This window comes from Actinomyces sp. zg296, from assembly GCF_009829695.1.
Taxonomy (GTDB): Bacteria; Actinomycetota; Actinomycetes; order Actinomycetales; family Actinomycetaceae; genus Actinomyces; species Actinomyces marmotae.
This window is the reverse complement of record NZ_VWPG01000004.1, coordinates 75,720-101,408: the sequence shown is the minus strand read 5'-3', so window position 1 is coordinate 101,408 and position 25,689 is coordinate 75,720. Positions and strand designations below refer to the sequence as shown.

Genomic DNA, 25,689 nt, shown 5'->3' with positions numbered 1-25,689 from the left:
GTCTAGGGGCGGGTGGCGCGGGCCGGCAGAACGCCGCGCTCGACGAGCTCGGCGCGCAGGGCGCCGGCGCCTGTGAAGGTGTGAGTGAGGATGCCCATGGCGGCGGCACTGGCGGTGTTCGCCTGGGAGTCGTCGATGAAGAGGACGCGGGTGGGCTCGAGGCCGAAGCGCTCCAGGGTGAGGCGGAAGATGGCGGGATCAGGCTTGATGAGGTGCTCCTTGCCGGAGACGACGATCCCGGCGAAGCGGTCGAGCTGCGGGACCAGGTCGCGGGTGGCGTCGAAGGTGGGGCCGTCATAGTTGGTCAGGCAGTACAGCGGAAGCCCTGTGGCGAGGAACTCGTCAACGAGGTCCGCCATCCCCGGCACGGGGCCGGTGAGGGAATCGCGGAAGCAGGCCCGATAGGTGCGCAGAATGTCCGCCCAGTCGGGCCTCTCGGGGTGGGCGGCGGCGAGGTCGGCGACGATGGCGTCGAAGTCTTCCCCGAGGTCGGAGCGGCGGTTGAGGGCGGTGAAGTCGGCACCCGCGCAGAACTCCTCCCAGGCGGACAGGCTCACGCGCCCGGCGACGGCGGCGACGGCCTCCCAGGCGTAGAGCACGTTGCCCAGGTCGAGGATGATCGCGTCGACCCCGCCCGTGGCGCCGGTGGTGCTCACGCCGGCGGGGCCGGCGGTGCTCACGCCGGCGGGGCCGGTGGTGCTCACGCCGGCGGGGCCGGTGGTGCTCACGCCGGCGGGGCCGGCGGATCGCTGGGATGGCGGGCGCCGCGACCGCGCGGGATCAGCGCTCATAGGAGTCATGGGGGTCATAGGACTCGTAGGGCTAATAGGACTCATGGGGCTCATACGGTTCTCAATGCTCATGACGTGACGGGGCGGGTGGGACGAGCCCGAGGCGCTTCCGGCGCTCACAGGCCTCGCGGTGATCACGGTGATCGCAGTGATCGCAGCGCTTACGCCCCGACTGTAGCGGCCGCCCTCAGCCTCGTCGTACGGTCTGAGCCCGCCGTTACCGTCTGAGCCCCGTCATACCGTCTCGGCCCCGTCTTACGGTCTCAGCCCCGTCTTACGGTCTCAGCCCGCCGTTACCGTCTCATCCTCGCAGTATGAGGGCGCAGGAGCGGGACGAGACGGTATCTGCGGGCCGAGGGCGCAGGGGCGTCCTCACTTCTCGCAGGCGATGCCGTCACCGTCTCGATCGAGCTTGGACCGGTACCCAGGATCGCCTCGGTGGAGCGGTGCGGCTCCGGCGGCCTTGGCCTCCTTGCAACTGGAGTAGTAGGCGGGGCCGCCCTTGCTGGATGACGAGGAGCCGCCAGTGCCGGCGAGCGGGGCGATCCGCTGATCGACCCTTCCCCGACCGGAGGACGGCTCCTGCTCCGATTGTTCAGTGGCCTCCGCTTGGCGTGCCTCCTGAGCCGCAGCCGCCACGCGGTCGGCCTCTTCCTTGGCGGCTCGACTCGCCTCGGCAGCTGCCTGGCTCGCCTCCGCCTGCCTCGTGGCCTCGGCCTGCCGGGAGGCCTCAGCCTCAGCCGCGGCGCGACTCTCCTCCTCCGAGGCGACATGAGAATCGGTGGTCGAGACCGCTCTCGATGTCGGCCTCGTCGAGGAGGACTCGCGATCGGTGCCGCAGGCGCCGAGCATGGGAAGGATGAGCGCCGCGGACGCGGCGATGGCAAGGGAACGGCGAGGGATCAGCACGATGGCTCCTTGGGGAGGCAGGGGCGCGGCGCACGATCCAGGCGCCGCGCGGGGCAGGGCGCCATGAGGGGGAGTGGATGGGCCCACCGTTGGAAAGTAGCACCGGGAACGAGGCGATCCGCCGCTGAGATCGAATCGCTACCAGAGTCGAGTCGGGTCGAGCTCGACCCGGATGGGGTCCTCGCGGCGGGCGGAGCGGTCCCGCAGGCGATGACGCAGCCACGCGGCAAGCTCGCGGCCCCGGGGCGCCGGCGCGCGCAGCAGTCCTCGGTGAGTCGCCTGGGAGGCCTGCGCGGAGTCCGTGGCCCGCCCGCCTCCCGCGCGCGGAGCCTCGACGGGCCCCAGCGCCTCGTAGCCCTCGTCCTGCCCCGCCATGAGCAGGTCCTCGACGGCGCGGCGGGGCCCGTCAAGGCAGGCGGTCCGCCATGCCGGCGGCAGGTGCAACTCCATGCGCTCGGCCAGCTCCCTGCGGGCGAAGCCCTCGTGGTCCCAGCGCAGGAAGTGCTGCGCGGCCACGGGCTCGGGGCCCCCCAGCACGATGACCCGCGCGCCGGGCGCCGCCAGCGCGGCCGCGTTCGTCCAACGGCGCACCGCCTCCACGGTGGCGCCCATGTCCACCCGTGAGGACAGGGCCCCGGCATCCATGAGGATGACCGCCCGGTAGCCCCCCTGGGCGACCGGCTCCGCCCCCGGGGTGGCCACGACGAGCCGAGGCGAGTCATCGACCTCGGCGATAACGCCGTGATCCTCCCTCGCCCCGGAGACAACGACGCCGACTCCGGGGAATGCCCGGCCCAGCTCCTCCCCCGTGCGCGCCGAGCCGACGGAGCGCATCCGCAGGCGCTCGGAGCCACAACTCTCGCAGCGCCATCCGTGAGGGGACCTCCCGCACCACCGGCAGGACGTCATTCCCCCGCGCTCCATGGTCATGGGCCCGCCGCAGGTGGCGCAGCGCGCCGGCGCCCGGCAGCGATCGCAGGCCACGAGCGGGGCGTAGCCCCCGCGTGGCACCTGGATGAGAACCGGCCCGGCCTCGACGGCCGCGCGCACCGCCCGGTGGGCGAAGGAGGGGAAGCGGGCGGCCCCGGAGGCCCCCTCGGCCTCCAGCTCCACGCCCGGGACCTCCACGCGCGGGGCCGCGGCGCGCACGACGCTCCTGGGGGCGGCCAGGCTCGCGGCCCACCCGCGCTCCACATAGGCCTGGGCCTCGACGCTGCGCGCGTGGGAGGCGATGAGCAGGCCGCAGCGCTCCAGGCTGGAGCGCAGGGCGAGCACGGTGCGAGCGTGCGCGTAGGGGGCGTGGCGCTCGGCGAGGCGGTCATCGCCATCATCCCAGATGACTGCCAGGCCGAGATCGGCCACAGGCGCGAAAGCGGCGCCGCGCGTGCCCACGACGACGCGGGCGCGGCCCAGGAGCAGGCGGGTGAAGGCCCGATAGCGCCGCGCGGGACCGCGGTCCGCCGCGAGGGTGACCACGGGCTCGCCCGGCAGGAGCGCCGTGAGAGCGCTCGCGAGATCCTCGGTCATCTCGGCGGTGGCGACAAGCACGAGCACGCCCCTCCCTGCGCTGAGCGCCGCCTGGGCGGCGTCAGCCAGGAGCTCGGGCCAGGACGCGGTCACGCCCTCCCGCCCGGGCAGCACGGTGACCACGCTCCGGGGGGCGCCGCCGTCGGCGAGCGAGCGCAGCATCTCCGCGCCGCCCTCATACGCCGCCCAGCCGCCGCTGCCGGGGGCGGGCCACCGGGGCAGGACGGGAGCGGGCCCCTCCCGCGCGGAGGCCTCGGCGCGGGCGTGGCGCGGCGGAACGGCCACGCGCAGCACATCGGGGCGGGACCCCGCGCCGCGTTCGGCCACGGACTCGGCTAGGCGCATGGTGGCAGGCGTGAGGACCGGCAGATCGGAGATGACCCTGCGCACGGGTGTGAGCGCGCCCGGGTGGGTGGTGGTCGAGTCGCGCTCCCAGACCCATCCGTGCGCCTCCTGGCCGCCGAAGCGCACGGCCACGCGCGTGCCCACTCGGGCGTCGGCGTCGAGCGCGGCGGGGACGCGGTAGTCGAAGAGCCGGTCGAGGTGGGACACGGGGGTGTCCAGAAGCACCCTGGCCACCGGGTCGATGACGCCGTCGGGCGCGGTGATCGTGCGCTCGGGGCGCGCGGGCGCGGCGATGAGCTCGCCCTGCTGGGCGGTGCGTTTCATCGGCCCGTCATCGGCTCGCCCATCGCGCGTCCCCCGGGCTCAGATCGCCGCGCGCAGAGCCTCGACGCGATCCGTTGCCTCCCAGCTGAATCCCGGACGGCCGAAGTGGCCGTAGGCGCTCGTGCCCGCGTAGATGGGGCGCAGGAGGTCGAGGTCGCGGATGATGGCGGCGGGACGCAGGTCGAAGACCTCGTCGATGGCGGCCTGGATGCGATCGACGGGGACGGTGTGGGTGCCGAAGGTCTCCACGTAGAGGCCCACGGGGCGGGCGGCGCCGATGGCGTAGGCCACCTGGATCTCGCAGCGGGTGGCGAGCCCGGCGGCGACGACGTTCTTGGCCACCCAGCGCATGGCATAGGCGGCGGAGCGGTCCACCTTGGAGGGGTCCTTGCCGGAGAAGGCACCGCCCCCGTGGCGCGCCATGCCCCCGTAGGTGTCGACGATGATCTTGCGGCCGGTCAGGCCCGCGTCCCCGGTGGGCCCGCCGATGACGAACTGGCCGGAGGGGTTGATGAGCAGGTCGATGCCGCCGACCGCCACGTCCATCCCCGCCGCCTGCTCCGCCGCGATGACGGGCTCGATGACCTCGGCCGCCAGGGCATCGGTGAGCCATGCGCGGCTGCGGTCCTCATCATGCTGGGTGGAGATGACGACGCTCTCGATGCTCACGGCGCGATCGCCGTCGTAGCCGATGGTCACCTGGGTCTTGCCGTCGGGGCGCAGGCCGGGCACGATCCCCTGCTTGCGCACGGCCGCCAGGCGCTCGGCGAGCCGGTGGGCGAGGTGGATGGGCAGGGGCATAAGGGCGGCGGTGTCCGTGCAGGCGTAGCCGAACATGAGGCCCTGGTCCCCCGCGCCCTGGAAGTCGAGGGGGTCGAGGTCAGAGGAGTCATCGCGCACCTCGAGGGCCTTGACGACGCCGGCGTTGATATCCGGGGACTGCTGGCCGATGGAGATGGACACGCCGCAGGAGCGGCCGTCGAAGCAGACGTCCGAGGAGTCGTAGCCGATGCGCACGATCTCATCGCGCACGATCTGCGGGATCTCCACGTAGGCCGAAGTGGTGACCTCCCCCGCCACATGCACCAGCCCCGTGGTCACCATGGTCTCGACGGCCACATGCGCATCGGGGTCCTGGGCGAGGATGGCGTCGAGGATGGAGTCCGAGATGCGGTCGCAGACCTTGTCCGGGTGGCCCTCGGTGACCGACTCGGAGGTGAAGAGGCGCGGTTGGGAAGTCACGGCCGCATCTTAACCACGGCCCCCGACAGGAATGACCGCCCGTTCCGCCCTCGCGCCCCGCGCCGATCCCCGCGGTACGCGCCAAGGAGGGCTCCGCTCAGCGGGGGAGCCGCTCGGTAATGAGGTCCAGGAGCAGCCCGGCGACCTCCGCCTTCGTGCCCTCGCCCCGGGCCACCTCAACGCCCTGGGGATCCAGCACGACGACGGCGTTGGGCACGTCCCCGAATCCCCTGCCGTCGCCGACGGCGTTGACGGCGAGCAGGTGCGCGCCCTTGCGGCGGGCCTTGGCCGCGCCATGCGCGAGGGCGTCGCCCTCCTCGTCTCCGGTCTCCGCGGCGAAGCCGACGATGAGCTGCCCCGGCCGGGGGGGATCGGCAACGAGGCCGGCGAGGATGTCGGGATTGGTCACCAACTCGATGGGCGCCGGCACCCGCGCGGGCCGGGCGCCCTCGTCCGCGCCGCCCGCGGCCGGGCCGGCACCGTCGGCCAGGCGTTGCTTCTTGATCTTGGAGATCCCGGGGTGGGCCGGCCGGAAGTCGGCGACGGCGGCCGCCATGACAACGGCATCGGCGCTGGAGGCTTCCGAGCGGACGGCGGCCTCCATGTCCAGGGCCGTGGGGGCCTCGACGATCCGGGCGGTTCCGGAGCCCGGCGCGGCCGTCGCCCCTCCCAGGGGGGCGAGGACCTCGGGCGAGATGTTGGCGGCGATGAGGACGACGTCGGCGCCCCGCGCGGCGGCGGCGCTGGCGATGGCCACCCCCTGACGGCCGGAGGACCGGTTACCGATGAAGCGCACGGGGTCGATGGGCTCATGGGTGCCGCCCGCGGAGACGACGAGGCGCCGGCCGGACAGCGGACCAGGGGAGGCCGCCTCCTGGCCGCCGGCGCGACGCGCGGCGGCGGTCGCCCCGGTCAGCGCGGCCAGCGCCTCGGCGACGATCCGCTCCGGGGCGGGCAGGCGCCCCGCACCGGAGTCCCCGCTCGTGAGGGGCCCGACATCGGGCTCGATGATGGTCAGCCCGCGGCGGCGCAGGGTGGCGACGTTCTCGACCGTCGCGGCGTTGGCCCACATCTGCGTGTGCATGGCCGGCGCGAGGACGACGGGCGCCGTGGTGGTCAGGATCGTGGCGGTGAGCAGGTCGTCCGCGCGGCCGGCCGCGACGCGGGCGAGCAGGTCAGCCGAGGCGGGGGCGACGAGGACGAGTTCGGCCCACTCCCCCAGCCCCACGTGCTCGACGGCGGCCGGGTCGTCGAAGACTCCCGCGCCCACCGGCCCGCCGCTGACGGCCGCCAGGGCGGGGGCGCCGATGAAGCGCAGGGCGGCCTGGGTCGCCACGGCGCGCGTCTCGTGGCCCTGGGCGCGCAGGAGCCGGATGACGGTGGGCGCCTTGTAGGCGGCGATGGAGCCTGCGACGCCGACGACGACGCGCCGCGGCCCCGCGGGGGGCGCGGCGCGATGAGCGGCCTCGCTGCGCTGCGGCACGGGCGTGCTCGTGTCAGAACTCGATGTTGTCGACGCCGGGGCCGGTCGTCTCGGTCTCGTCGAAGGTGACCGCGGTGTCCAGCGAGATGTCGGCGAACATGTCCTCCTCGGCGGCGCGGCGGGCGGCGTCAGCCTCGGCGCGGCGGGCGCGGGCCTCCTCACCGCTGATCACCTGGAGCTTGTCCTCGGCGATCTCACGCAGGGCGATGCCCAGGGGCTTCTCCTCTGGGGCCACCTCGACGAGCGGGCCGAAGTACTCGAACTGGTTGGACTCCAGCTGCTGGGTGTAGGTGTTGATCTGACGGGCGCGCTTGGCGGCCTCCACCACGAGCCCGTACTTCGAGTCGACCTTCTCCAGGAGGTCGTCGATCGGCGGGTTCGTGATGCCCTCGGGCTGGGGGGAGGTTCCGAGCATGAGCTCCTCTTTCGGATCGATCGGGTATCAACGGGCCCGGCAGGCCCCGCTCCGACGAGCGGGGGCGAGGGCCCGGATACGTCCGTGGTGCTGGCCGGTGCTGGCCAACGGGCCGAGCCAGGACATCCTAGCGCCTCAGGGGGCGGGGAATCACCACCCACCCGGCCCCGGGGCGCCGTGGTGACCGTCTCAGCCCGTGACGACGGGGACGCCGAGCGCCAGTGAGGCCTGCTGGTAGCCGCCTAGGTCCAGCACGCTGGTGAACCCCTTGTCCCTCATGGCCCGGGCGGCCCTGGCCGAGCGGTCGCCCGAGCGGCAGTAGACGGCGTAGGCGGCACCGCGGTCGAGGCGATCGATGGCGGAATCGAAGTCGGCAGAGTCGGCATCGATGTTGATCGCGCCCTCGAGGTGCCCCTGGGCGTACTCCTCGCTGGAGCGCACGTCGATGACCGTGCCGCCTGGCGGAAGACTCGCTAAGACCGTGCCGCCCGGGGTGAGGCCCGCTGAGACTGTGCCGCCCGGCGGGAGGCCCGCCGACGGCTGGAGGGGGGCGGGCTGGGAGGGAGTCGTCGCCGAGGCCCGGGAAGGGCTGGCCTCTAAGGAGCAGGCGGCGAGCAGGCCCGCCATCGCCGCGGCGGGAACGAGGCGGAGGACGCGGCGCCTGCCCGGATGGGCATCGGCGCCGCTGCTGGCCGCGGCCGGGGCCCCAGCCGGGCGCGGGCGGAGCGTGGGGAGAGCCATGAACCGATCCTAGGAGCGGGCGGGAAGCAGTCCGAGGAGGCGCTCGAGTTCGGCGGCGGCGCGCTCCACCGTGTCATTGACCACGACGACGTCGAACTCCTCGGCCGCCGCCATCTCGGTGCGGGCGGTGGCCAGGCGGCGCTCCCGCTCGGCGGCACCCTCCGTGCCCCGGCCCACGAGCCTGTTGACGAGGGCCTCCCAACTGGGTGGGGCGATGAACACGAAGAGGGCGCCGGGCATGGACTCGCGCACCTGCCGGGCCCCGGCGAGGTCGATCTCGAGGAGGGCGGGGCGCCCCTGGGCGAGGGCGTCGGCGACCGGCCCCCGGGGGGTGCCGTAGCGGTGGGCCCCGTGGACGAGCGCCCACTCCAGCATGTCTCCCCGCTCGACCAGGGCGTCGAACTCGGCGTCGTCGACGAAGCGGTAGTGAAAGCCGTCCTCCTCGCCCGGGCGCGGCGCTCGGGTGGTGCAGGACACGGAGACGAAGAGCTCGGGGTGGCGGTCGCGCAGCTCGGCGACGATCGTCCCCTTGCCGACGGCGGTCGGCCCGGCGACCACGGTGAGTCGGGCCGGCGGCCGCGCTGGCGGTGTCACTGGGGAGGGCGCGGGGATCGCGGGCATCATGGCCCCAATCATGGGCCATCCGGAGCCGTCTCCGGAAAATCCTGTGGGGGCGGGGATGTTGACAGGGAGTTCTCCGCTGGTCGTGGTCGTCCTCGACCAGGCCCGCCCTCCCCCACGCGCCGCACCCTCCCCCGCGCGGCGGGCGGGCACTGGCGATCCCCGAGCGTGTCCACGATGCCCGCGAGGCCGATGCGGAGAAGAGGGCTCCCCGCGTCGCCGATGGCGATCGCGGGGAGCCTTCAGGGTGCTGAGTTCGTCAGGGAGGGAACCCGGGGAAGCTCAGTGGAAGCGGCGCAGGAGGGCAGCGCGCTGCTGCGCCCCCAGGCCTCGAACGCGGCGGGACTCGGAGATCCCGATCTCCTCGATGAGGTTGTGAGCCGTCGTCGAGCCAACACGAGGGAGCGACTGGAGAAGGTCGAGGACCTTCATCTTGCCGATAGCCTCGTCGGTCGCAGCGAGGTCGAAGAGCTCTGACAGGCTCATCGCACCACGCTTGAGTGCGATCTTCACCTCCGCGCGGCGGGTGCGCGCGACGGCGGCCTTAGCGAGGGCCTCGGCCCGCTGCTCGGGGGTGAGGGTGGGAAGCGCCATGACCTGTAATCTCCTTCATATCGGTCACTTTGTGCGGTGATGAAAGGTTATGACCCGAAACCCCCCATTACGGGCAGCTTTGCTAAGACGTTACGCGGTATCGTTCCGGACACCGTAACGCTCCGGATACCCGCGCAGGTCAGGGGCTTTACAACGTCACAACACCCTCACACAAGTGATGAGCGACACATGTCGATGGCGTGTCGTTTTACCTTCTCAGGGCCCTTCCGGCCTCCAAAACCGCTCGTCCGGCCGCCTCGCGGAGGGCCTCCGGATCCGGGCCCGCGCCGAGCACGCCCCTCGACGTCGAGGCGAGCACCTGGGAGCGCGCCGGGCCGAAGACCCGCGCCAGTTCGGCCTCCCCGGCGCCCTGGGCGCCGACCCCGGGGGCGAGCAGGGGCGCGTTGGTCGCCGCGAGGTCGATCCCCAGATCCCGCGCCGCGTCCCCGATGGTGGCGCCGACGACGAGGCCGATGCTCCCCAGGACGCCCTGGGCGCGCGCGGCCGCGTTGGAGACGGCGGCGCCGTCGGCGATCATCGCGGCGACGGCCCGGCCCGAGGAGGCCGTGGCATGCTGCACGGTGGCGCCCTCCGGGTTGGAGGTCAGTCCCAGCACGAACAGGCCGCGCCCGGTGGCGCTGGCGGCCTCGAGCGCGGGGGCGAGCGAGCCGTAGCCGAGGTAGGGGGACACGGTGATCGCGTCGGCGGCCAGGGGGGCGGCGTCGAGGAGGTAGGCCTGGGCGTAGCCGCCCATGGTCGAGCCGATGTCCCCGCGCTTGACGTCGAGGATCGACAGGGATCCCACGTCCCTCAGCGCCGCCAGGGTCTCCTCCAGGACGGCGATGCCGGCGCTGCCATGCCTCTCGAAAAAGGCGGACTGCGGCTTGACGGCGGCCACCCGCCCCCCGACGGCCTCGACGACGCGCAGGCTGAACTCGCGCAGGCCCGCGGCGTCGTCGGTCAGGCCCCAGGACGCCAGGAGCGCGCTGTGCGGATCGATGCCCACGCACAGGGGGCCGTGGTCGTCCATGGCGGCGGCCAGACGGGCGCCGAAGGGGAGGCGGCCGGGGAAGTCATTCCCCTCGGCCTTCCGGGGGGCTCCCTCCGACCGGGCGGGGGCGCCGCTGGTAGTGGTGCCGGCGCTGGGCTCGTGGCTCATCGTGTCTCCTCAGTCATCGTGATGCTCGGTGGCGGGGGCGCTGGCGGGGCTCGGGGCACGCATCTCCTGGAGGCTGCGCACCCAGAAGGCGCCCCGCAGCTGCGCCTCAAGCGCCTGGACGGTGGCCTGCAACTGGTGGACGGTGGTGATGATCGGCTTGTCCGCGCTGGTGGTGGCCTCGCGGATCGCGTAGCCGTCGGCGCGGGCGCCCTGGCCCTGCGGGATGTTGACGACCATGTCGATGGCGCCGGCCTCGATGAGGCCGACGATCGTGTCCTCCCCGTGCTCGCCGACGCCCTCGCTGAGTTTGCGCACGGGCGTCGCGCTGATCCCGTTGCGCCGCAGCACCTGGGCGGTGCCGCTCGTGGCGTAGACCTGGAAGCCGAGCTCGGCGAGCCTGGCCACGGGCAGGATCATCGCCCTCTTGTCGCGGTCGGCCACGGAGACGAACAGCGCGCCCTCGGTGGGCAGGCCGCCGTAGGCCGCGGTCTGGGACTTGGCGAAGGCCTTGGGGAAGTCCACGTCGCAGCCCATGACCTCGCCGGTGGAGCGCATCTCGGGGCCCAGGATCGGGTCGACGACGCGCCCGGAGCGGGTTCGGAAGCGCTTGAAGGGCAGCACGGCCTCCTTAACGGCGATGACGCTGGGGATGCCGGGCGTCGAGGCGTCCTCGGCGGGCAGCGCCCCGCGCTCGCGCAACTGGGCGATCGACTCCCCCGCCATGAGCCGGGCGGCCGCCTTGGCCAGGGCGACGCCGGTGGCCTTGGAAACGAAGGGCACGGTGCGCGAAGCCCGCGGGTTGGCCTCGATGACGTAGAGCGCGCCGCCCATGAGGGCGAACTGGATGTTGATGAGGCCGCGCACGCCCACACCGGCGGCGATGGCCTCTGTGGCGGAGCGGATGCGGGCGATCTCGGCGTCGGACAGGGTCATCGGGGGGAGCACGCAGGAGGAGTCCCCGGAGTGGATACCGGCCTCCTCGATGTGCTCCATGACGCCGCCCAGGAACAGCTCCTCGCCGTCGTAGAGGGCGTCGACGTCGATCTCGATGGCATCGTCGAGGAAGCGGTCCACGAGCAGCGGGCCGGCGGAGTACACCGCCTCCGCTCCCCCGGCCTCCTGCTCCGCGCGGGCGAGGTAGTCGACCAGTCCGGAGCGCTCGTAGATGATCTCCATGCCGCGCCCGCCGAGCACGTAGCTGGGGCGCACGAGCACCGGGTAGCCGATCTCCTCGGCCACCGCCAGGGCGCGCTCGTGGGAACGGGCGGTGCCGTGGGCGGGGGCGGCGAGGCCGGCCCGCTCGAGGACCCCGCCGAAGACCTGGCGGTCCTCCGCGGCATCGATCGCCTCGGGGCTGGTTCCCAGGATCGGCACGCCCGCGGCCTTGAGGCGGGCGGCCAGCGCCAGGGGCGTCTGCCCGCCGAGCTGAACGATGACGCCGGCGATGGGGCCCGCGGCGAGCTCGGCCTCGTAGACCTCCATGACGTCCTCGAAGGTGAGGGGCTCGAAGTAGAGGCGGTCGGAGATGTCGTAGTCAGTGGAGACCGTCTCGGGGTTGCAGTTGACCATGATGGTCTCGTAGCGCTCGGCCAGCGCCATGGTGGCGTGCACGCACGAGTAGTCGAACTCGATGCCCTGCCCGATGCGGTTGGGCCCCGATCCCAGGATGATGACGGCCTCGCGCTCGCGGGGGGCCACCTCCGTGGACAGGTCGTAGCTGGAGTACAGGTAGGGGGTGCGGGCGGCGAACTCGGCGGCGCAGGTGTCCACGGTCTTGTAGACGGGCCGCAGGCCGTAGGCGTGGCGGATCTCGCGCACGGTCCCCTCGCCCAGGCCCCGCAGGACGGCGATCTGCTGATCGGACAGGCCGTGGCGCTTGGCCTCGCCCAGGAGCCCGGGGGTCAGGGCGGGCGCCTGGCGCACCGCCGCGGCGATCTCCTCCAGCGCCATGAGCTGGTCGAGGAACCAGGGGTCGATGCCGGTGGCCTCGTGGAGTTCCTCGATGGTGGCGCCGCCACGGATGGCCTGCTGGACCTCGATGAGCCGGCCCTCGGTGGGGGTGCGGATCGCTTCCAGGAGCGCGGCCGTGGCCTCGGCGTCGGGGGCGGGGCCCTCCCAGTGGAACACCGAGCCGCGCTTGTCAATCGATCGCATGGCCTTGAGCAGGGCTTCGGTGAAGCAGCGCCCAATGGCCATGGCCTCGCCGACGGACTTCATGGTGGTCGTCAGGGTCGGGTCGGCGCCCCGGAACTTCTCGAAGGCGAAGCGCGGCACCTTGACGACGACGTAGTCGATGGCCGGCTCGAAGGAGGCGGGCGTGGAGCCGGTGATGTCGTTGGGGATCTCGTCGAGCGTGTAGCCCACGGCCAGGCGCGCGGCGATCTTGGCGATCGGGAAGCCGGTGGCCTTGGAGGCCAGGGCGGAGGAGCGCGAGACCCTGGGGTTCATCTCGATGACGATGACGCGGCCGGTGGCCGGGTCGACGGCGAACTGAATGTTGCAGCCGCCGGTGTCCACGCCGACCTCACGGATGACGGCCATGCCGATGTCGCGCAGGCGCTGGAGCTCGCGGTCGGTCAGGGTCAGGGCGGGGGCGACGGTGATCGAGTCGCCGGTGTGGACGCCCACGGGGTCGACGTTCTCGATGGAGCACACGACCACGACGTTGTCCGCGGTGTCGCGCATGAGCTCGAGCTCGTACTCCTTCCAGCCCAGGATCGATTCCTCTAGGAGCACCTCGGTGGTGCGCGAGGCGGCCAGGCCCGCGCCGGCGATGCGCTCGAGGTCCTCGGCGCTGTGGGCCACGCCCGAGCCGAGCCCGCCCATGGTGAAGGAGGGGCGCACGACGACGGGGTAGCCGCCCAGGGCCTCGACCCCAGCGTGGCACTCGTCGAGCGTGTGGGCGATAACGCTGCGGGCCACCTCGGCGCCGCAGCGCTCGACGACGGCCTTGAAGGCGTCGCGGTCCTCGCCGGCGTTGATGGCCTCGGCACTGGCCCCGATGAGCTTGACGCCGTAGCGCTCCAGCACGCCGGCCTCGACGAGTGCCATGGCGGCGTTGAGGGCGGTCTGCCCGCCGAGCGTTGGCAGCAGGGCGTCGGGCCGCTCCCGGGCGATGATGGTGGTCAGGGCCTCAGTGGTGATGGGCTCGATGTAGGTGGCGTCGGCCATCCCCGGGTCGGTCATGATGGTGGCCGGGTTGGAGTTGACCAGGATGACCCTGATGCCCTCGGCGCGCAGGACTCGGCAGGCCTGGGTGCCCGAGTAGTCGAACTCGCAGGCCTGCCCGATGACGATCGGGCCGGAGCCGATGACGAGCACGGAGCGGATGTCGTCGCGCAATGGCATCTCAGGCCTCCTTGATGGGGTTGACGGGCATGACGGGGCTGCCCGGATGGGCGGGGGCCGCAACTCCGGCGCCAGGGGCGCCCGGGGCGCCGCGGTGGGCGCGCATGAGGGTGATGAACCGGTCGAAGAGGTGCTCGCCATCGTGGGGGCCGGCGGCGGCCTCGGGGTGGTACTGGACGGAGAAGGCGGGGATGTCGAGGGCGCGCAGGCCCTCGACGACGCCGTCGTTGAGCCCCACGTGGCTGACCTCGACGCGCCCGTAGCGCCCGGAGTCGAAGGGCGCCGTGGTGGGGGCGCCCGTGGGGGCGTCCACGGCGAACCCATGGTTGTGGGAGGTGATCTCCACTCTCCCGGTGGCACAGTCGAGGACGGGTTGGTTGATGCCGCGGTGCCCGTAGTCGAGTTTGTAGGTGCCGTAGCCCAGGGCCCGCCCGAGCAGCTGGTTGCCCAGGCAGATCCCGAAGAAGGGGATGCCGGCGTCCAGGACGCCGCGCAGGAGCTCGACCTCAGCGGTGGCGGTGGCGGGATCGCCGGGGCCGTTGGAGAAGAAGACACCGTCAGGGCCCAGGGCGAGGACCTCGGCCAGGGTGGTGGATTGCGGCAGGACGTGGACGCGCGCGCCGCGCTCGGCGAGCTGGGCGGGAGTGCGGCTCTTGATCCCCAGGTCGATGGCGGCCACGGTCACGACGGGCTCGCGCCCGGCGAAGGCGCCGCTGGGTTCGACGACGTAGCCGGCCGACGTGGTGACCTCCCCGGCGAGGGCCCGGCCGGCCATGGTGGGGCTCCTGCGGACGATGTCCAGGCAGATGTCGATGGCGGCGGCCGAGCCCGGCCCCTCGTGGGCGGCGCCGATGGGCAGGGCGTCGCCGGAGAAGATGCCGGCGCGCATGGCGCCACGCTCGCGCAAGTGGCAGGTGAGCGCCCGGGTGTCCACGTGGGAGAGGCCGACGACACCGGAGTCGATGAGCGCGTCCTCCAACTCGCCGCGCGAGCGCCAACTCGAGGCCCGCCTGGCCGGGTCACGGACGATGAAACCGGCCGCCCAGATGCGCGAGGACTCGGAGTCCTCGTCGTTGATGCCCGTGTTGCCGATGTGCGGCGCGGTCATCGTGATGATCTGGCGGTGGTAGGAGGGATCGGTGAGGGTCTCCTGGTAGCCGGTCATGCCGGTGTTGAAGACGATCTCGCCGAGCGCGCGGCCCTGAGCGCCGTAGGCGCGCCCGCGCAGGACGTAGCCGTCCTCCAGGACGAGGATCGCGGGGGGCCGGGCGGCGGCGCCCGTCGAGCCGGGGGCTGTGGCGGCCCCGGCGCTTCCATTGGTTGCCATGTGCGGCTCCTGAGGGGTGAGTGGTGGAGCGGGTGAGAGGGGCCCTGGGCCCAGGGAGCGTCCGGGGTGCGGGAGGGAGTGGGCAGGGCGCGCCGGACCGGCGGGCGGCGCGTGGGGGCGCCGCCCGCCGGAGGGGCGCTGGATCAGGCGGCCTCGACGGGCCTGCCGTCAAGGACCGTGGGGCGGCCGTGGAGGAAGGTGGCCATCACCTGGCCGGGCAGCTCCATGCCCGCGAAGGGGCTGTTGGCCGAGCGCGTCCACTGGGCGGCTGGGTCGACGACCCTCCTGACCGACGGGTCGACGAGGCAGAGGTTCGCGGGCGCTCCGGCATCGAGCCCCTGGCCCTGGTCCTCGGCGCGCCCGATGAGGGCGGGCGTGGTGGACAGGACGCGGGCGACGTCGCGCCAGGTCATGCGACCAGGCTCGACCATCGTGGCGATGATGATCGGCAGGGCCGTCTCCAGGCCCGTCATGCCGAAGGCGCCGGCGGCCCACTCGCAGTCCTTGTCCTCCACGGGGTGGGGGGCGTGGTCGGTGCCGACGACGTCGATGGTGCCATCGGCGAGCGCCTCGCGGACGGCCTCGACGTCCTCCTCTGTGCGCAGCGGCGGGTTGACCTTGTACAGCGGCGAGTAGGTGCGCGCCTTCTCATCGGTGAGCAGGAGGTGGTGCGGGGTGACCTCGGCGGTGACATTGATGCCCCGGGCCTTGGCCCAGCGGATGATGTCGACGCTGCCAGCGGTGGACAGGTGGCACACGTGCAGGCGCGAGCCCACGTGCTCGGCCAGGAGCACATCGCGAGCGATGATCGACTCCTCGGCGACCGCCGGCCAGCCGCGCAGGCCGAGCTCGGCCGAGACGGCGCCCTCGTGCATCTGGGAGCCCTCGGTCAGGCGCGGGTCCTGGGAGTGCTGGGCGATGACGCCGTCGAAGGACTTGACGTACTCCAGGGCCCGGCGCATGAGGACGGGGTCGTGGACGCACTTGCCGTCGTCGGAGAAGACGCGCACCTGGGCGGCGGAGGACGCCATGGCGCCCATCTCGCTCAGCTGCTCGCCCTTGAGGCCCCGGGAGACGGCGCCGACGGGGTGGACATCCACCCAGCCGGCGTCCTGGCCCAGGCGCAGGACCTGCTCGACGACGCCGGCGTTGTCCTGGACCGGGTTGGTGTTGGCCATGGCGAAGACGGCGGTGTAGCCGCCGACGGCGGCGGCGCGGGTGCCGGTGTAGACGGTCTCGGCCGACTCGCCGCCGGGCTCGCGCAGGTGGGTGTGGATGTCGACGAGGCCCGGCAGGGCGACGAGGCCGGTGGCGTCGTGGCGGGTGGCGCCGGCGGGCGCCTGGGCGGCGGCGTCGGGACCGATCGCGGCGATAACGCCATCGATGATGAGGATGTCCGCGGTGTCCTCGCCGTAGGGGCGGGCACCGGTGATGAGGTGGGCGGTCACAGCTGGTTCCCTTCGTCGGCGAGGAGGAGGTAGAGGGCGGCCATGCGCACGGAGACCCCGTTGCCGACCTGCTCGATGATGCGCGAGCGCGGGTCGTCCGCGGCCTCGGCGGTGATCTCCAGGCCGCGGTTCATGGGCCCGGGGTGCATGACGATGGCGTGCTCGGGCATGGCGGCCCGGCGCAGGGCGTCCAGGCCGTAGGCGCGCGAGTACTCGGCGGGGCTGGGGAAGAAGCCGCCGCCCGCGGCGCTCATGCGCTCGCGCTGGACGCGCAGCATCATGACGGCGTCGGGCTCGACGGAGGCGATGGCGTCGTCGAAGTCGTAGGAGACCTCGCAAGGCCAGTCCTCCATGCCCACGGGCAGGAGAGTCGGCGGGGCGACGAGGGTGACGGAGGCCCCCAGGTGGGTGAGCATGTCCACGTTGGAGCGGGCCACGCGCGAGTGGAGGACGTCCCCGACGATGATGACCCGGGCCCCGTCCAGGTCGCGGCCCCGGGGGGCGGGCGATCCGTCCGCGGCGCGCCCGGCCCCGCTGGCCGGCCCGCCGGGGGCGTACCAGCGGCGCAGGGTCATGGCGTCCAGGAGCGACTGGGTGGGGTGCTGGTGGGTGCCGTCGCCCGCGTTGAGCACGGGGACGTTGATCCAGCCGGCATGGGCCAGGAGGTGGGCGGCGCCCGAGGCGCTGTGGCGCACCACGACGGCGTCGGCGCCCATGGCCATAATCGTCTGGGCGGTGTCCTTGAGGGACTCGCCCTTGGACAGGGAGGAGCCCTTGGCGGAGAAGTTGATGACGTCGGCGCTCAGCCGCTTGGCGGCCGCCTCGAAGGAGAGCCGCGTGCGCGTGGAGTCCTCGAAGAAGAGGTTGACGACGGTCTTGCCGCGCAGGGTGGGGAGCTTCTTGACGGCGTGCTTCTGGGTGGCGGCCATCGCCTCGGCGGTGTCGAGGACCATGACGGTCTCGTCGTGGCCCAGGTCCTTGGCGCTCAGCAGGTGCTTCATCGGGTGGCCTCCTCGCTGGCCGGGATGGTCTCGATCGTGACGGCGTCCTGGGTGGCGCCCAGCTCGGTGAGGGCGACGACGACCTTCTCGGACCGGGAGGTGGGAAGGTTCTTGCCGACGTAGTCGGCGCGGATGGGCAGCTCGCGATGGCCCCGGTCCACGAGGACGGCCAGCTGCACGGAGGACGGGCGGCCGATGGCGCCGATGGCGTCCAGGGCGGCACGGATGGTGCGGCCCGAGTAGAGGACGTCGTCGACGAGGATGACGGTGCGCCCGTCGATGCCCCCGGCGGGGGTGGTGGTGGGCCGCGGCACGCGGATGGGGTGGCGGCCCAGGTCGTCGCGGTACATGGTGATGTCGAGGGTGCCGACCTCGATCGTGGGGCTCGCGTTGGCGGCGGGGTCGATCGCGGTGTTGGTGCCCGCGGCGACGGCGAGGGCCTCGGCCAGCCGGTGCGCGAGGGGCACTCCCCCGCTGGGGATGCCCAGGAGGACCACGTCCTCCAATCCGCGGTTGCGCTCGACCACCTCGTGCGCGATGCGCAGGAGGGAGCGCGCGATCTCGGCGTCGCCGAGGATCTTCTTCCCGCTCGTGGGTGCGCCGGCAGTGGCGCCTGACAGATTCATGGCCATGAAGGCCCCCTTCCCCGCCTCTCTGGACGGACTTAAAGGATGTCTGGCGCCCCGAGGTTAGCGCGTGGCGAGTCGCCCAGCCGCACGCGGACGCGTCATGGGCCTGTGAAACTGGCCACGTGACGCGCGGCGGCAAGCGGGCCTCGTGCCCCCAAGGCGGTGCCGGGGTCACTCAGCCCCGCGTGGCGAGCAGGTCGGCGAAGGACATCGGCTCCCGCCCGGTGAGGGTGCGCACGTCATCGGTGACGACGTCGAGGGCCCCGGAGGCGATGGAGGCGTAGGTGCTCACCCAGCCGTCCAACTCCCAGTCCGGCGCCCCGTACGCCTCGCGGCTGGCGTAGGCCTCCTCGATCGTCTCGGCGCGGTAGACGGTGGGGCTGCCGTGCTCGGTAAGGGCCTGGGCGATCTCGGCCAGGCTGAGGGCGGCCGGGCCGGTGAGCCGGTAGGTGGCGCCGTCGTGCGCCGATGCTGGGCGCTGCCCGGCGCCCGCGAGGTCCAGGAGGACCGCGCCGGCGCAGCGGCCGACGTCCACCCGGGCGACGGCGCCCACGCGCCCGTCCCCCGCCGGTCCCGCGATGACGCCGTCCACGGCGAACTCGGGGAAGTCGTCGGCGTAGAAGGAGTCCTGAAGGAAGGTCCATCCCATGCCGGAGGCCGCCAGGGCCCGCTCGGTGGACCAGTGGGTGCGCGCGTAGGTGAAGACGGCGTCGGGGGCAGCCGAAAGGAACGAGGTGTAAACGACATGGCTCACGCCGGCGTCACGCGCGGCCCCAATGAGGGCCAGGTGCTGCTCGAGCCGGTCCTCGGCCTCATGCGCCGAGACCATGAGGAGGACGTCGATCCCCGCCAGGGCGGCCCGGCACGCCTCCTGGTCGCCATAGGGCGCGACCGCGACGTCGTCGGCCCAAGAGGGGGCCCGCGACGGGTCCCTCACGAGGAGGCGGGCGGGCACGCCCCTGGCGTGGAGGATGTCGGCGGCCATGCCGCCTATGTGACCGGTCGCGCCGGTGAGGGCGATGCGGTTGCTCATGCGGCCAGCGTAGACGGTCGCGCCGGGGCGCCCTGCCCCGCGCCGGGCAGCGCGCTCAGCGCAGCGTGTCGGCGAGGTCGACGACGCGCCCGAGGAGGCCGCCGAGGTAGCGCGGGGAGTCGTCGGTGGACAGGATCCGGGCCAGGGTCATGGCCTCATCGACGGCCACGGGGCCGTCGACGTCATCGTTGTGGACGATCTCCCACACGGCCACGCGGGCGATGGCGCGATCGACTGCGGGCATGCGGGCCAGCGCCCACTCCTGGGCGTATGCCTCGATGACGTCGTCGACCTCGGCCAGGTGATCGGCTAACCCGGCGAGGATCTCACGGGCGTAGGCGGGCGCCTCGGTGTGGTTGGCGGAGTGGACGGCGCGCTCCACGGCCAGATCGCGCAGGCGCTCGGCCGCACCGGAGCGGTCCCCCTCGCGCGAAGGGCGCAGGAGGCCCTTCTGGTCCGCCTCGAACAAGATCTCGATGGCCCGCCGCCGCGCCTTCGTGCGGGCGGTAACGGCGTGCTTCGAGGCGACCCCCGAGGGGCTTGAGGAGCGCGGCGCCGACGCGGACTCGACGCCGGGCGCGGGGATCCCCTCGCGCGGGTCGGCCGCGGCGTCGTCAGCGGGCAGGGCTGGCACGGCGGGCCTCAGTCGTTGACGCGGGAGATGTAGGTGCCCGAGCGCGTGTCCACCTTCACCCTGTCACCGGTGTTGAGGAACAGCGGGACCTGGATCTCAGCGCCGGTCTCCACGGTCGCAGGCTTGGTGCCGGCGTTGGACCGGTCGCCCTGGAGGCCGGGCTCAGTGTGGGAGATGGTGAGCACCACGGAGGGGGGCATCTCGACGAAGAGCACGGAGGACTCGTGGAAGGCCACGATGACCTCCTGGTTCTCCAGAAGGAAGGTGGCGGCGCCGCCGACGACGTCGGAAGGCACGTTGGTCTGCTCGTAGGACTTGACGTCCATGAAGACGTAGTCGTCACCGTCCTTGTACAGGTACTGCATGTCGCGGCGGTCGACAGTGGCGGTCTCGATCTTGAGGCCGGCGTTGAAGGTCTTGTCCACGGTCTTGCCGGACAGGACGTTCTTGAGCTTGGTGCGCACGAAGGCCGGGCCCTTGCCGGGCTTGACGTGCTGGAACTCCACCACCTGCCACAGCTGGCCCTCCAGGTTGAGCACCAGGCCGTTCTTCAGGTCGTTCGTCGTTGCCACGAGTGGTTTCCTCTACTTCAAGTCGGGGGCCGGGCTCCCTGGGCTGCCCGCGGGGCCCGGCACGTCTAGGACGCGGTGAGTCTACCGTGCCAGGCCAGGGCCGGCGACAGCCCTGCGCGCGCCGCGCAGGCGGGTGATCGTCGCGAAGCGCTCCTCCGCGTAGGGCAGGGAGACTTCTCGCAGGTACCGGGCCAAGCGCTCCTCCCCTTGGGCCTCCATGGCGGCGATGAGGCCGCGCACATCATCAGGGTGGCGGTTCTGGCTCATCTTCGCCTTGCCGCGCACCGTCGTCGCCTCAACGCTCACGGCGACGATCGCCCGCGACATCCGCTGGAGTTTGTCCCGTCCGACGGCGCTCAGGGTGCCGCCATCGCCCATGGCCTCGGTGAGCCGCACGGCGGCCTCCAGGGCCGCGTCGGGACTGGGGTCAACGCGGACCCGCCCGCTGACGTGAAGCGTGATGTAGTCCCAGGTGGGGACGTTCGGCATGACCGCGTTGGTGGCGTACATGCTCGGGGAGACGTAGGCATCGGCCTCGTCGAGGATGACGAGCCCGGTGGGTTGCGCGAGGGGCTCGGCGGCCTGGGGGTTGTTCCTCACCAGGTGGGTGACGAGGGCGCCCGCGGCGTCGTCGTAGTAAAAGGGGACGAGAGTGGCCTCGGGGCCGTGGTCGTGGACGGTGACGAGGTTGCCCCGGCGCGGCGAGGTCAGGAGCCGACGGGTGTAGTCCTCGGGCAACTCGAAGTGCTGGGCGACGTACATGCGGCTCAGGCTAGGGACGGGGGGCGGGGGTGTCGAGGAGCGCCACGATCTGGTCCGCGCAGTCCGCCGGCTCCCGCTCCGAGGTGTCGATGACGACGCCGGTAACCCGCCGGCAGCGCGCCTCGCGCTCGCGCAGCATCTGGGTGAACTCGTGGTGGATGGTGCCCAGGGCCACCGAGCGCGGGGCGTCGAGGCCGTTGCGGGTGGCCAGGCGCCGCACGGAGGCGGTCAGGCCGACGACGGCGCCCCCGTGCCCGGGCAGGGCGGCCAGGGCGGCCCTGACGCGCTCGGATCCCAGGCAGCCCGATCCCAGGGCGAGGATGCCGCCGGAGGCGCGGGCGGCCTCGATGAGCCCGAGGGCGACCGACTCCTCAACGCGCCGGTACTCGGCTTCCGGGGTGGCCACGAGCGCGAGCTCCTCCTCGGTGCCGAGCCGGGCGGCGGTCTGGGCGCCGAGGTCCAGGCAGGGCGCGCCCAGCAGCCCGGCGAGGGCGCGGGCGACGGTGGTGCAGCCGGCGCCGGGCGGGCCGATGAGGGCGATCGCCGTCGCGCCGCTCATGCGGCTCCCTCCGGGCTCGCGGTCACGGCGCGGTGGGCCGCCTCGAGCTCGCCCGGGGTGGGCTCGACGCCCCTGATGGGCCGCAGCGGACCGAAGCGGTCTTCGACGAGCACCATGCGCAGCCGTCCGGCGCGGTTCTTCTTGTCCGAGCGCATCGCCGCGCGCAGGTCGTCCCAGCGCTCAGCGCCGTCGGGGAAGGCCACCGGCAGGCCGACCGCCTCCAGGGCCTCGCGGTGGCGGGCGAGGCCCTTGCCGCTCAGCAGTCCCCTCCGGTGGGCGATCTCGGCGGCGAAGACGCATCCGACTGCCACGGCCTCGCCGTGGCGCCACGTGTAGTCGGTGATCCGCTCGATGGCGTGGCCGTAGGTGTGCCCGTAGTTGAGGATCTCGCGCAGCCCGGACTCGGTGAGGTCCTGGGCCACGACGGCGGCCTTGACCAGGACCGCCCGGCGCACGAGCTCGGCCAGGACGGGCGCGTCTGAGCGCAGGCAGGCGGCCGGGTCGGCCTCGACGAGCCGCAGGATCTCCTCGTCCTGGATGAGCCCGCATTTGATGACCTCACCGAGCCCGGCGCGCAGCTCGTCGAGCGGGAGGCCGGCCAGGATGCCGAGGTCGGCGACCACGGCGCTGGGCGTGTGGAAGGCCCCCACGAGGTTCTTGCCGGCGGCGGTGTCAATGCCGGTCTTCCCGCCAACGGCGGCGTCGACCATGGCCAGGAGGGTGGTGGGAGCCTGGACGACGGGGATGCCCCGCAGCCAGGTGGCCGCGGCGAAGCCGGCGAGGTCCGTGGTCGCCCCGCCACCAACGCCGATGAGGCAGCCGTCGCGGCCCAGCCCCGCCCGCCCGAGGTGCTCCCAGATGGAGGACAGCACGTCGGCACGTTTGGAGGCCTCCCCGTCGGGGACCTCGATGAGGGCCGTCCGCAGGCCGGCCGCGTGGAGGTCCCCGGCCAGTCTCCCGGCGGCCTGGGCGAGGACGCCGGGGTGGATGATCCCGACGCCGCCCGCGCCCTGGCCCGGTGAGGCGAGGACCGCCCTCGTCACCCGAGGGGCGAGGAGCCCGCGCCCGATGACGACGTCGTAACCCCGCGCCCCGGGGACGTGGACGGTGGTGGCGCCCTCAGGGTCCTCGGTCACGCGGGGGCCGGCGGGCCGCCGAGGCTCGGGGCCGGCGGGCGCCTCGGGCGACGGCTCCCGGCGAGCGGGCGCGTGAGAGAGGATGCCCGCATGGGCTAGTCCCCGGGCGGTGGCTGCCGGCGTCGCCCCGAGGGAGACGAGCACGAGGGCGGCCACCTGGGCCGGGCTGAGCCCATCGGTGGGCACGGTGACGGTGGCGATCTCCTCGTAGAGGGGGCGACGTTCGGCGTCGAGCGCCTCCATGCGCGCCAGCACGCCGGTCAGCGCCCCCTGGCAGGCCCGCACCGCGGTGAGGGCCGCGTCGGAGTCCGATCCGGGGCTGATGAGGGGGCGGCCCTCCCCGCTGCCGACGTGCTGGGCGGCGGTGGCGGGCCGGGCGGAGAGGTAGACGACGGTGTGGTGCCGCAGCATCTCGCGGTTCTCCGGGCGCAGGACGCCGCCGCCGCCCAGGGCGACGATCCCGTGGGCCGCGCCGAGGGACTCCAGGACTTCCCGCAGCGCGCGGGTCTCGCGGTCGCGGAAGCCCTCCTCGCCCTCGGCGGTGAAGATCTCGGGGATGGTCATGCGCGCCCGGCGCCGGATCTCGGCGTCGGTGTCGGTCACCTGGATGCCCAGGGCGGCGGCGAGGAGGCGGGCGACCGTCGTCTTGCCCGCGCCCGGCAGGCCGACCAGCACCAGCGGCAGGCGCTCCCGGTTGATGATCGCCGTGGCGGCGGGGTCCGTGCGGTTGTGGCTCATGCGGGTCTCCTCATCGGTGGTTCCCGGTGGCGCCGCCCGGCGCCCGCGGTGGATCGGTCGGGGCTCAGGCGGTCCAGCGGGTCCGCTCGGCGATGCGCTCGGTGTAGGCGCGCAGGTTTCTGGCGCACTCGGTCACCGAGTCGCCACCCGTCTTGTCCAGGAGGGCCTGGGCGAGGACGAGGGCGGTGGCCGCCTGGGCGATGACGGCCCCGGGCACCACCGCAGTGGTGTCTGATCGCTGGTGGAGGCCGGTGGCGGGCTCCCCCGTGGCCAGGTCCACGCTGCGCAGGGCTCGGGGAACGGTGGAGATCGGCTTGTAGGCGGCCCGCACGCGGATCGGGGAGCCGTTGCTCATGCCGCCCTCGATGCCCCCGGCCCGGTTGGAGGCGCGGGTGACGGCGCCGTCGGCGAAGGCGAGGATCTCATCGTGGGCCCGGCTGCCGGGCAGCGCGGCGGTCTCGAAGCCGTCCCCGATCTCCACGCCCTTGACGGCCTGGATGCTCATGAGCTCGCCGGCGAGCCGGGCGTCGAGGCGTGATCCGGCGACGGTGTGCGTGCCCAGGCCGATGGGGACGCCGGTGGCGATGACCTCGACCACTCCCCCGAGGGTGTCCCCGTCCTTGCGCGCGGCGTCGATGCGCTCGACCATGGCCGCGCTCGTGGCCGGGTCGACGCAGCGCACGGGGTCGGCGTCGAGGCGCTCGGTGTCCTCGGGCGTGGGTGTGGGCGCGCCGGCCGGCAGACGGACCTCCCCGATGCGCACCACGTGGCTGACGAGCCTGATGCCGGCGATCTGCTCGAGGATGGCCTCGGCGACGGCGCCCAGCGCCACCCGCGCGGCGGTCTCGCGCGCTGAGGCCCTCTCCAGGACGGGCCGGGCGTCGGGGAGGTCGTACTTGAGGGTGCCCGGGAGGTCGGCGTGCCCGGGGCGCGGGCGCGTCAGGGGCCGGTTGCGGGCGATCTCGCGCTCATCGCCGGTGCCGGCGTCGATGAGCAGGTCCTCGGCGGCGACGGGGTCGGCGCTCATGACGGTGCGCCACTTGGGCCATTCGGAGTTCCCGATCCGCAGGGCGATGGGGCTGCCGATGGTCACACCGTGGCGGATGCCCCCGATGACGCTCAGCTCGTCGCGCTCGAAGCGCTGGCGGGCGCCGCGGCCGTGGCCGAGCCGGCGCCGGGCCAGAGCGGAGCCGATCCGCGCGCTGGTGATGGCCACGCCCGCGGGCGCGCCCTCCATGAGCGCGGTCAGCGCCTCGCCGTGGGACTCGCCGGCAGTCATCCATCGCAGCATGGGTGGATCATCGCACAGGGTCGGCGCCGGCGCGCGGTCACCGAGTGCCAAGCGCGCCCATCAGGGCCCCGCGCATGGCGCTGGCATCCGGCGAGCGGCCGGTCATGAGACGGACCTGGGCCACCGCCTGGTGCAGGAGCATGAGCCAGCCGGGCGCGATCGCGCCTCCGGCTCCGCTCCAGGCGCGGGCCAGGGCGGTGGGCCAGGGCGCGTAGACGACGTCGAGGAGGACGGCCTCGCGCCGGGTGCCGCCGCGGGCATCGAGCGCCTGGGTGAGAGGTTCAGCGAGGGTGTCTGACGCGCCCCGGGGCAGGGTGGAGACCACGAGATCGGCCCCGGCGGCGGCCTGGGCGACGACGGCATCGGAGGCGGGCTCCCCGGGCCGCCAGGTGAGGGCCTGGATCTCCAGGCCCATGCGGTGGGCGGCGACGAGCGCGCGACCCGGGCCCGCGTGGCGGCGGGCGGCCACCGTGATGCCATGGGCGCCGAGCTCGGGGAGCGCGGCGAGGGCGGAGCAGGCCGTGGCCCCCGAGCCGAGGACGAGCGCGGTGGGCGCCGGACGGCCCGCGCCCCTGGAGGGGGCCGCGGCGCGGGTCGCGCTCCCATGGCTCTCGCGCGCCTCCCTCAGCGCGCCGGAGATGCCGGCCACATCGGTGTTGAAGCCCGCCAGAAGGGCGGGACCGGAGCCGGAGCGCTGGGCGACGACGGTGTTGACCGCCCCGACCACCTGGGCGAGAGGATCGATGAGGTCGAGCATCGGCATGATGGCCTGCTTGTGGGGCATCGTCACCGACAGCCCCGCCCAGGCGGGCTCCTCGCCCGCGGGGGCGCGCAGGGCGTCGACGAGGCCGGCCAGCTCGCCGGGCGCTACCCGGAGCGCCTCATAGGACCAGTCGGCCAGGCCGAGGCCCTCATAGGCGGCGCGGTGGAGCGCGGGGGACAGCGAATGGGCGATGGGATCGCCGATGACTGCCGCCCGGTGGGCGGGCGCGGGCGGCGCGCCCGCGGGGGTGTCGATGCGTGTCATCGGGTCAGCGGCCCTCCTCATGCCCGCCCAGCG

23 protein-coding genes are annotated in these 25,689 nt (G+C 73.4%); all 23 read right to left on the bottom strand.

Annotated features, from left to right (window positions below):
* Window positions 1–2: 2 nt before the first annotated feature.
* The 23 genes from GVV76_RS04380 to GVV76_RS04270 all read right to left on the bottom strand — a co-directional run bounded on the left by GVV76_RS04380 (window position 3) and on the right by GVV76_RS04270 (window position 25,656).
* Window positions 3–800: an HAD family hydrolase gene (locus tag GVV76_RS04380; protein WP_268891771.1), complete on the bottom strand. Its 798-nt coding sequence runs from the start codon at window positions 798–800 to the stop codon at window positions 3–5.
* Window positions 801–1,163: 363 nt separating this feature from the next.
* Entirely contained in the window at window positions 1,164–1,700 is a 537-nt protein-coding gene (locus GVV76_RS10200) for an excalibur calcium-binding domain-containing protein (RefSeq protein ID WP_236263211.1), read from the bottom strand.
* Between the two features lie 138 nt (window positions 1,701–1,838).
* Window positions 1,839–3,896, bottom strand: a complete 2,058-nt coding sequence (locus GVV76_RS04370) for a primosomal protein N' (protein ID WP_159625267.1) — start codon at window positions 3,894–3,896, stop codon at window positions 1,839–1,841.
* A gap of 39 nt (window positions 3,897–3,935) precedes the next feature.
* Window positions 3,936–5,138, bottom strand: a complete 1,203-nt coding sequence (gene metK, locus GVV76_RS04365) for a methionine adenosyltransferase (protein WP_159523794.1) — start codon at window positions 5,136–5,138, stop codon at window positions 3,936–3,938.
* A 97-nt stretch (window positions 5,139–5,235) separates the two neighbouring features.
* Window positions 5,236–6,621, bottom strand: coding sequence for a bifunctional phosphopantothenoylcysteine decarboxylase/phosphopantothenate--cysteine ligase CoaBC (gene coaBC, locus GVV76_RS04360; protein WP_159625264.1), 1,386 nt, complete (start codon window positions 6,619–6,621; stop codon window positions 5,236–5,238).
* Window positions 6,622–6,634: 13 nt separating this feature from the next.
* Window positions 6,635–7,036, bottom strand: a complete 402-nt coding sequence (gene rpoZ / locus GVV76_RS04355) for a DNA-directed RNA polymerase subunit omega (RefSeq protein WP_159523798.1) — start codon at window positions 7,034–7,036, stop codon at window positions 6,635–6,637.
* Window positions 7,037–7,225: 189 nt separating this feature from the next.
* On the bottom strand, window positions 7,226–7,777 hold the full coding sequence (locus tag GVV76_RS04350) for a rhodanese-like domain-containing protein (RefSeq protein WP_159625262.1): 552 nt from the start codon (window positions 7,775–7,777) through the stop codon (window positions 7,226–7,228).
* 9 nt (window positions 7,778–7,786) lie between these two features.
* Window positions 7,787–8,401: a guanylate kinase gene (gene gmk, locus GVV76_RS04345; protein WP_235905320.1), complete on the bottom strand. Its 615-nt coding sequence runs from the start codon at window positions 8,399–8,401 to the stop codon at window positions 7,787–7,789.
* 279 nt (window positions 8,402–8,680) lie between these two features.
* Window positions 8,681–8,992, bottom strand: a complete 312-nt coding sequence (gene mihF / locus GVV76_RS04340) for an integration host factor, actinobacterial type (protein ID WP_159523802.1) — start codon at window positions 8,990–8,992, stop codon at window positions 8,681–8,683.
* Window positions 8,993–9,200: 208 nt separating this feature from the next.
* The gene (gene pyrF, locus GVV76_RS04335; protein ID WP_159625260.1) at window positions 9,201–10,151 is read right to left on the bottom strand and encodes an orotidine-5'-phosphate decarboxylase; all 951 of its coding nucleotides are present in this window, start codon (window positions 10,149–10,151) and stop codon (window positions 9,201–9,203) included.
* A gap of 9 nt (window positions 10,152–10,160) precedes the next feature.
* Entirely contained in the window at window positions 10,161–13,499 is a 3,339-nt protein-coding gene (gene carB / locus GVV76_RS04330) for a carbamoyl-phosphate synthase large subunit (protein ID WP_159625258.1), read from the bottom strand.
* 1 nt (window position 13,500) lies between these two features.
* Window positions 13,501–14,826: a glutamine-hydrolyzing carbamoyl-phosphate synthase small subunit gene (gene carA / locus GVV76_RS04325; RefSeq protein ID WP_159625256.1), complete on the bottom strand. Its 1,326-nt coding sequence runs from the start codon at window positions 14,824–14,826 to the stop codon at window positions 13,501–13,503.
* Window positions 14,827–14,969: 143 nt separating this feature from the next.
* Window positions 14,970–16,274 carry a dihydroorotase gene (locus GVV76_RS04320; RefSeq protein ID WP_159625254.1) on the bottom strand — a complete coding sequence of 435 codons (1,305 nt, stop codon included), beginning with the start codon at window positions 16,272–16,274 and terminating at the stop codon, window positions 14,970–14,972.
* Entirely contained in the window at window positions 16,271–17,275 is a 1,005-nt protein-coding gene (locus GVV76_RS04315) for an aspartate carbamoyltransferase catalytic subunit (protein WP_159523812.1), read from the bottom strand. The genes GVV76_RS04320 and GVV76_RS04315 overlap by 4 nt, the downstream gene beginning before the upstream one ends.
* Window positions 17,272–17,907, bottom strand: coding sequence for a bifunctional pyr operon transcriptional regulator/uracil phosphoribosyltransferase PyrR (gene pyrR / locus GVV76_RS04310; protein ID WP_159523814.1), 636 nt, complete (start codon window positions 17,905–17,907; stop codon window positions 17,272–17,274). The genes GVV76_RS04315 and pyrR overlap by 4 nt, the downstream gene beginning before the upstream one ends.
* A 172-nt stretch (window positions 17,908–18,079) precedes the next feature.
* On the bottom strand, window positions 18,080–18,937 hold the full coding sequence (locus GVV76_RS04305; protein WP_159625252.1) for an SDR family oxidoreductase: 858 nt from the start codon (window positions 18,935–18,937) through the stop codon (window positions 18,080–18,082).
* A 55-nt stretch (window positions 18,938–18,992) separates the two neighbouring features.
* Entirely contained in the window at window positions 18,993–19,523 is a 531-nt protein-coding gene (gene nusB / locus GVV76_RS04300; RefSeq protein ID WP_235905335.1) for a transcription antitermination factor NusB, read from the bottom strand.
* Between the two features lie 56 nt (window positions 19,524–19,579).
* Complete coding sequence (gene efp / locus GVV76_RS04295) at window positions 19,580–20,143, bottom strand: elongation factor P (RefSeq protein WP_159523818.1); 564 nt, start codon at window positions 20,141–20,143, stop codon at window positions 19,580–19,582.
* A gap of 81 nt (window positions 20,144–20,224) precedes the next feature.
* On the bottom strand, window positions 20,225–20,905 hold the full coding sequence (locus tag GVV76_RS04290; protein WP_159625250.1) for an FMN-binding negative transcriptional regulator: 681 nt from the start codon (window positions 20,903–20,905) through the stop codon (window positions 20,225–20,227).
* A 10-nt stretch (window positions 20,906–20,915) separates the two neighbouring features.
* Entirely contained in the window at window positions 20,916–21,464 is a 549-nt protein-coding gene (locus GVV76_RS04285; RefSeq protein WP_159625248.1) for a shikimate kinase, read from the bottom strand.
* Window positions 21,461–23,338, bottom strand: coding sequence for a 3-dehydroquinate synthase (aroB, locus tag GVV76_RS04280; RefSeq protein ID WP_159625246.1), 1,878 nt, complete (start codon window positions 23,336–23,338; stop codon window positions 21,461–21,463). The genes GVV76_RS04285 and aroB overlap by 4 nt, the downstream gene beginning before the upstream one ends.
* Window positions 23,339–23,402: 64 nt before the next feature.
* The gene (gene aroC, locus GVV76_RS04275) at window positions 23,403–24,629 is read right to left on the bottom strand and encodes a chorismate synthase (protein ID WP_159625243.1); all 1,227 of its coding nucleotides are present in this window, start codon (window positions 24,627–24,629) and stop codon (window positions 23,403–23,405) included.
* A gap of 37 nt (window positions 24,630–24,666) precedes the next feature.
* Window positions 24,667–25,656 carry a shikimate dehydrogenase gene (locus GVV76_RS04270; protein ID WP_159625241.1) on the bottom strand — a complete coding sequence of 330 codons (990 nt, stop codon included), beginning with the start codon at window positions 25,654–25,656 and terminating at the stop codon, window positions 24,667–24,669.
* Window positions 25,657–25,689 lie beyond the last annotated feature (33 nt).

Excerpts from the sequence above, each read along its gene's own strand:
- carB (WP_159625258.1), bottom strand. The coding sequence starts at position 13,499 with ATGCCATTGCGCGACGACATCCGCTCCGTGCTCGTCATCGGCTCCGGC.
- GVV76_RS04285 (WP_159625248.1), bottom strand. The coding sequence starts at position 21,464 with ATGAGCGGCGCGACGGCGATCGCCCTCATCGGCCCGCCCGGCGCCGGC.
- pyrR (WP_159523814.1), bottom strand. The coding sequence starts at position 17,907 with ATGGCCATGAATCTGTCAGGCGCCACTGCCGGCGCACCCACGAGCGGG.
- pyrF (WP_159625260.1), bottom strand. The coding sequence starts at position 10,151 with ATGAGCCACGAGCCCAGCGCCGGCACCACTACCAGCGGCGCCCCCGCC.
- GVV76_RS04270 (WP_159625241.1), bottom strand. The coding sequence starts at position 25,656 with ATGACACGCATCGACACCCCCGCGGGCGCGCCGCCCGCGCCCGCCCAC.
- GVV76_RS04305 (WP_159625252.1), bottom strand. The coding sequence starts at position 18,937 with ATGAGCAACCGCATCGCCCTCACCGGCGCGACCGGTCACATAGGCGGC.
- GVV76_RS04370 (WP_159625267.1), bottom strand. The coding sequence starts at position 3,896 with ATGAAACGCACCGCCCAGCAGGGCGAGCTCATCGCCGCGCCCGCGCGC.
- aroC (WP_159625243.1), bottom strand. The coding sequence starts at position 24,629 with ATGCTGCGATGGATGACTGCCGGCGAGTCCCACGGCGAGGCGCTGACC.
- GVV76_RS04315 (WP_159523812.1), bottom strand. The coding sequence starts at position 17,275 with ATGAAGCACCTGCTGAGCGCCAAGGACCTGGGCCACGACGAGACCGTC.
- GVV76_RS04350 (WP_159625262.1), bottom strand. The coding sequence starts at position 7,777 with ATGGCTCTCCCCACGCTCCGCCCGCGCCCGGCTGGGGCCCCGGCCGCG.
- rpoZ (WP_159523798.1), bottom strand. The coding sequence starts at position 7,036 with ATGCTCGGAACCTCCCCCCAGCCCGAGGGCATCACGAACCCGCCGATC.
- aroB (WP_159625246.1), bottom strand. The coding sequence starts at position 23,338 with ATGAGCCACAACCGCACGGACCCCGCCGCCACGGCGATCATCAACCGG.
- carA (WP_159625256.1), bottom strand. The coding sequence starts at position 14,826 with ATGGCAACCAATGGAAGCGCCGGGGCCGCCACAGCCCCCGGCTCGACG.
- mihF (WP_159523802.1), bottom strand. The coding sequence starts at position 8,992 with ATGGCGCTTCCCACCCTCACCCCCGAGCAGCGGGCCGAGGCCCTCGCT.
- GVV76_RS04290 (WP_159625250.1), bottom strand. The coding sequence starts at position 20,905 with ATGTACGTCGCCCAGCACTTCGAGTTGCCCGAGGACTACACCCGTCGG.
- gmk (WP_235905320.1), bottom strand. The coding sequence starts at position 8,401 with ATGATGCCCGCGATCCCCGCGCCCTCCCCAGTGACACCGCCAGCGCGG.
- GVV76_RS04380 (WP_268891771.1), bottom strand. The coding sequence starts at position 800 with ATGACTCCTATGAGCGCTGATCCCGCGCGGTCGCGGCGCCCGCCATCC.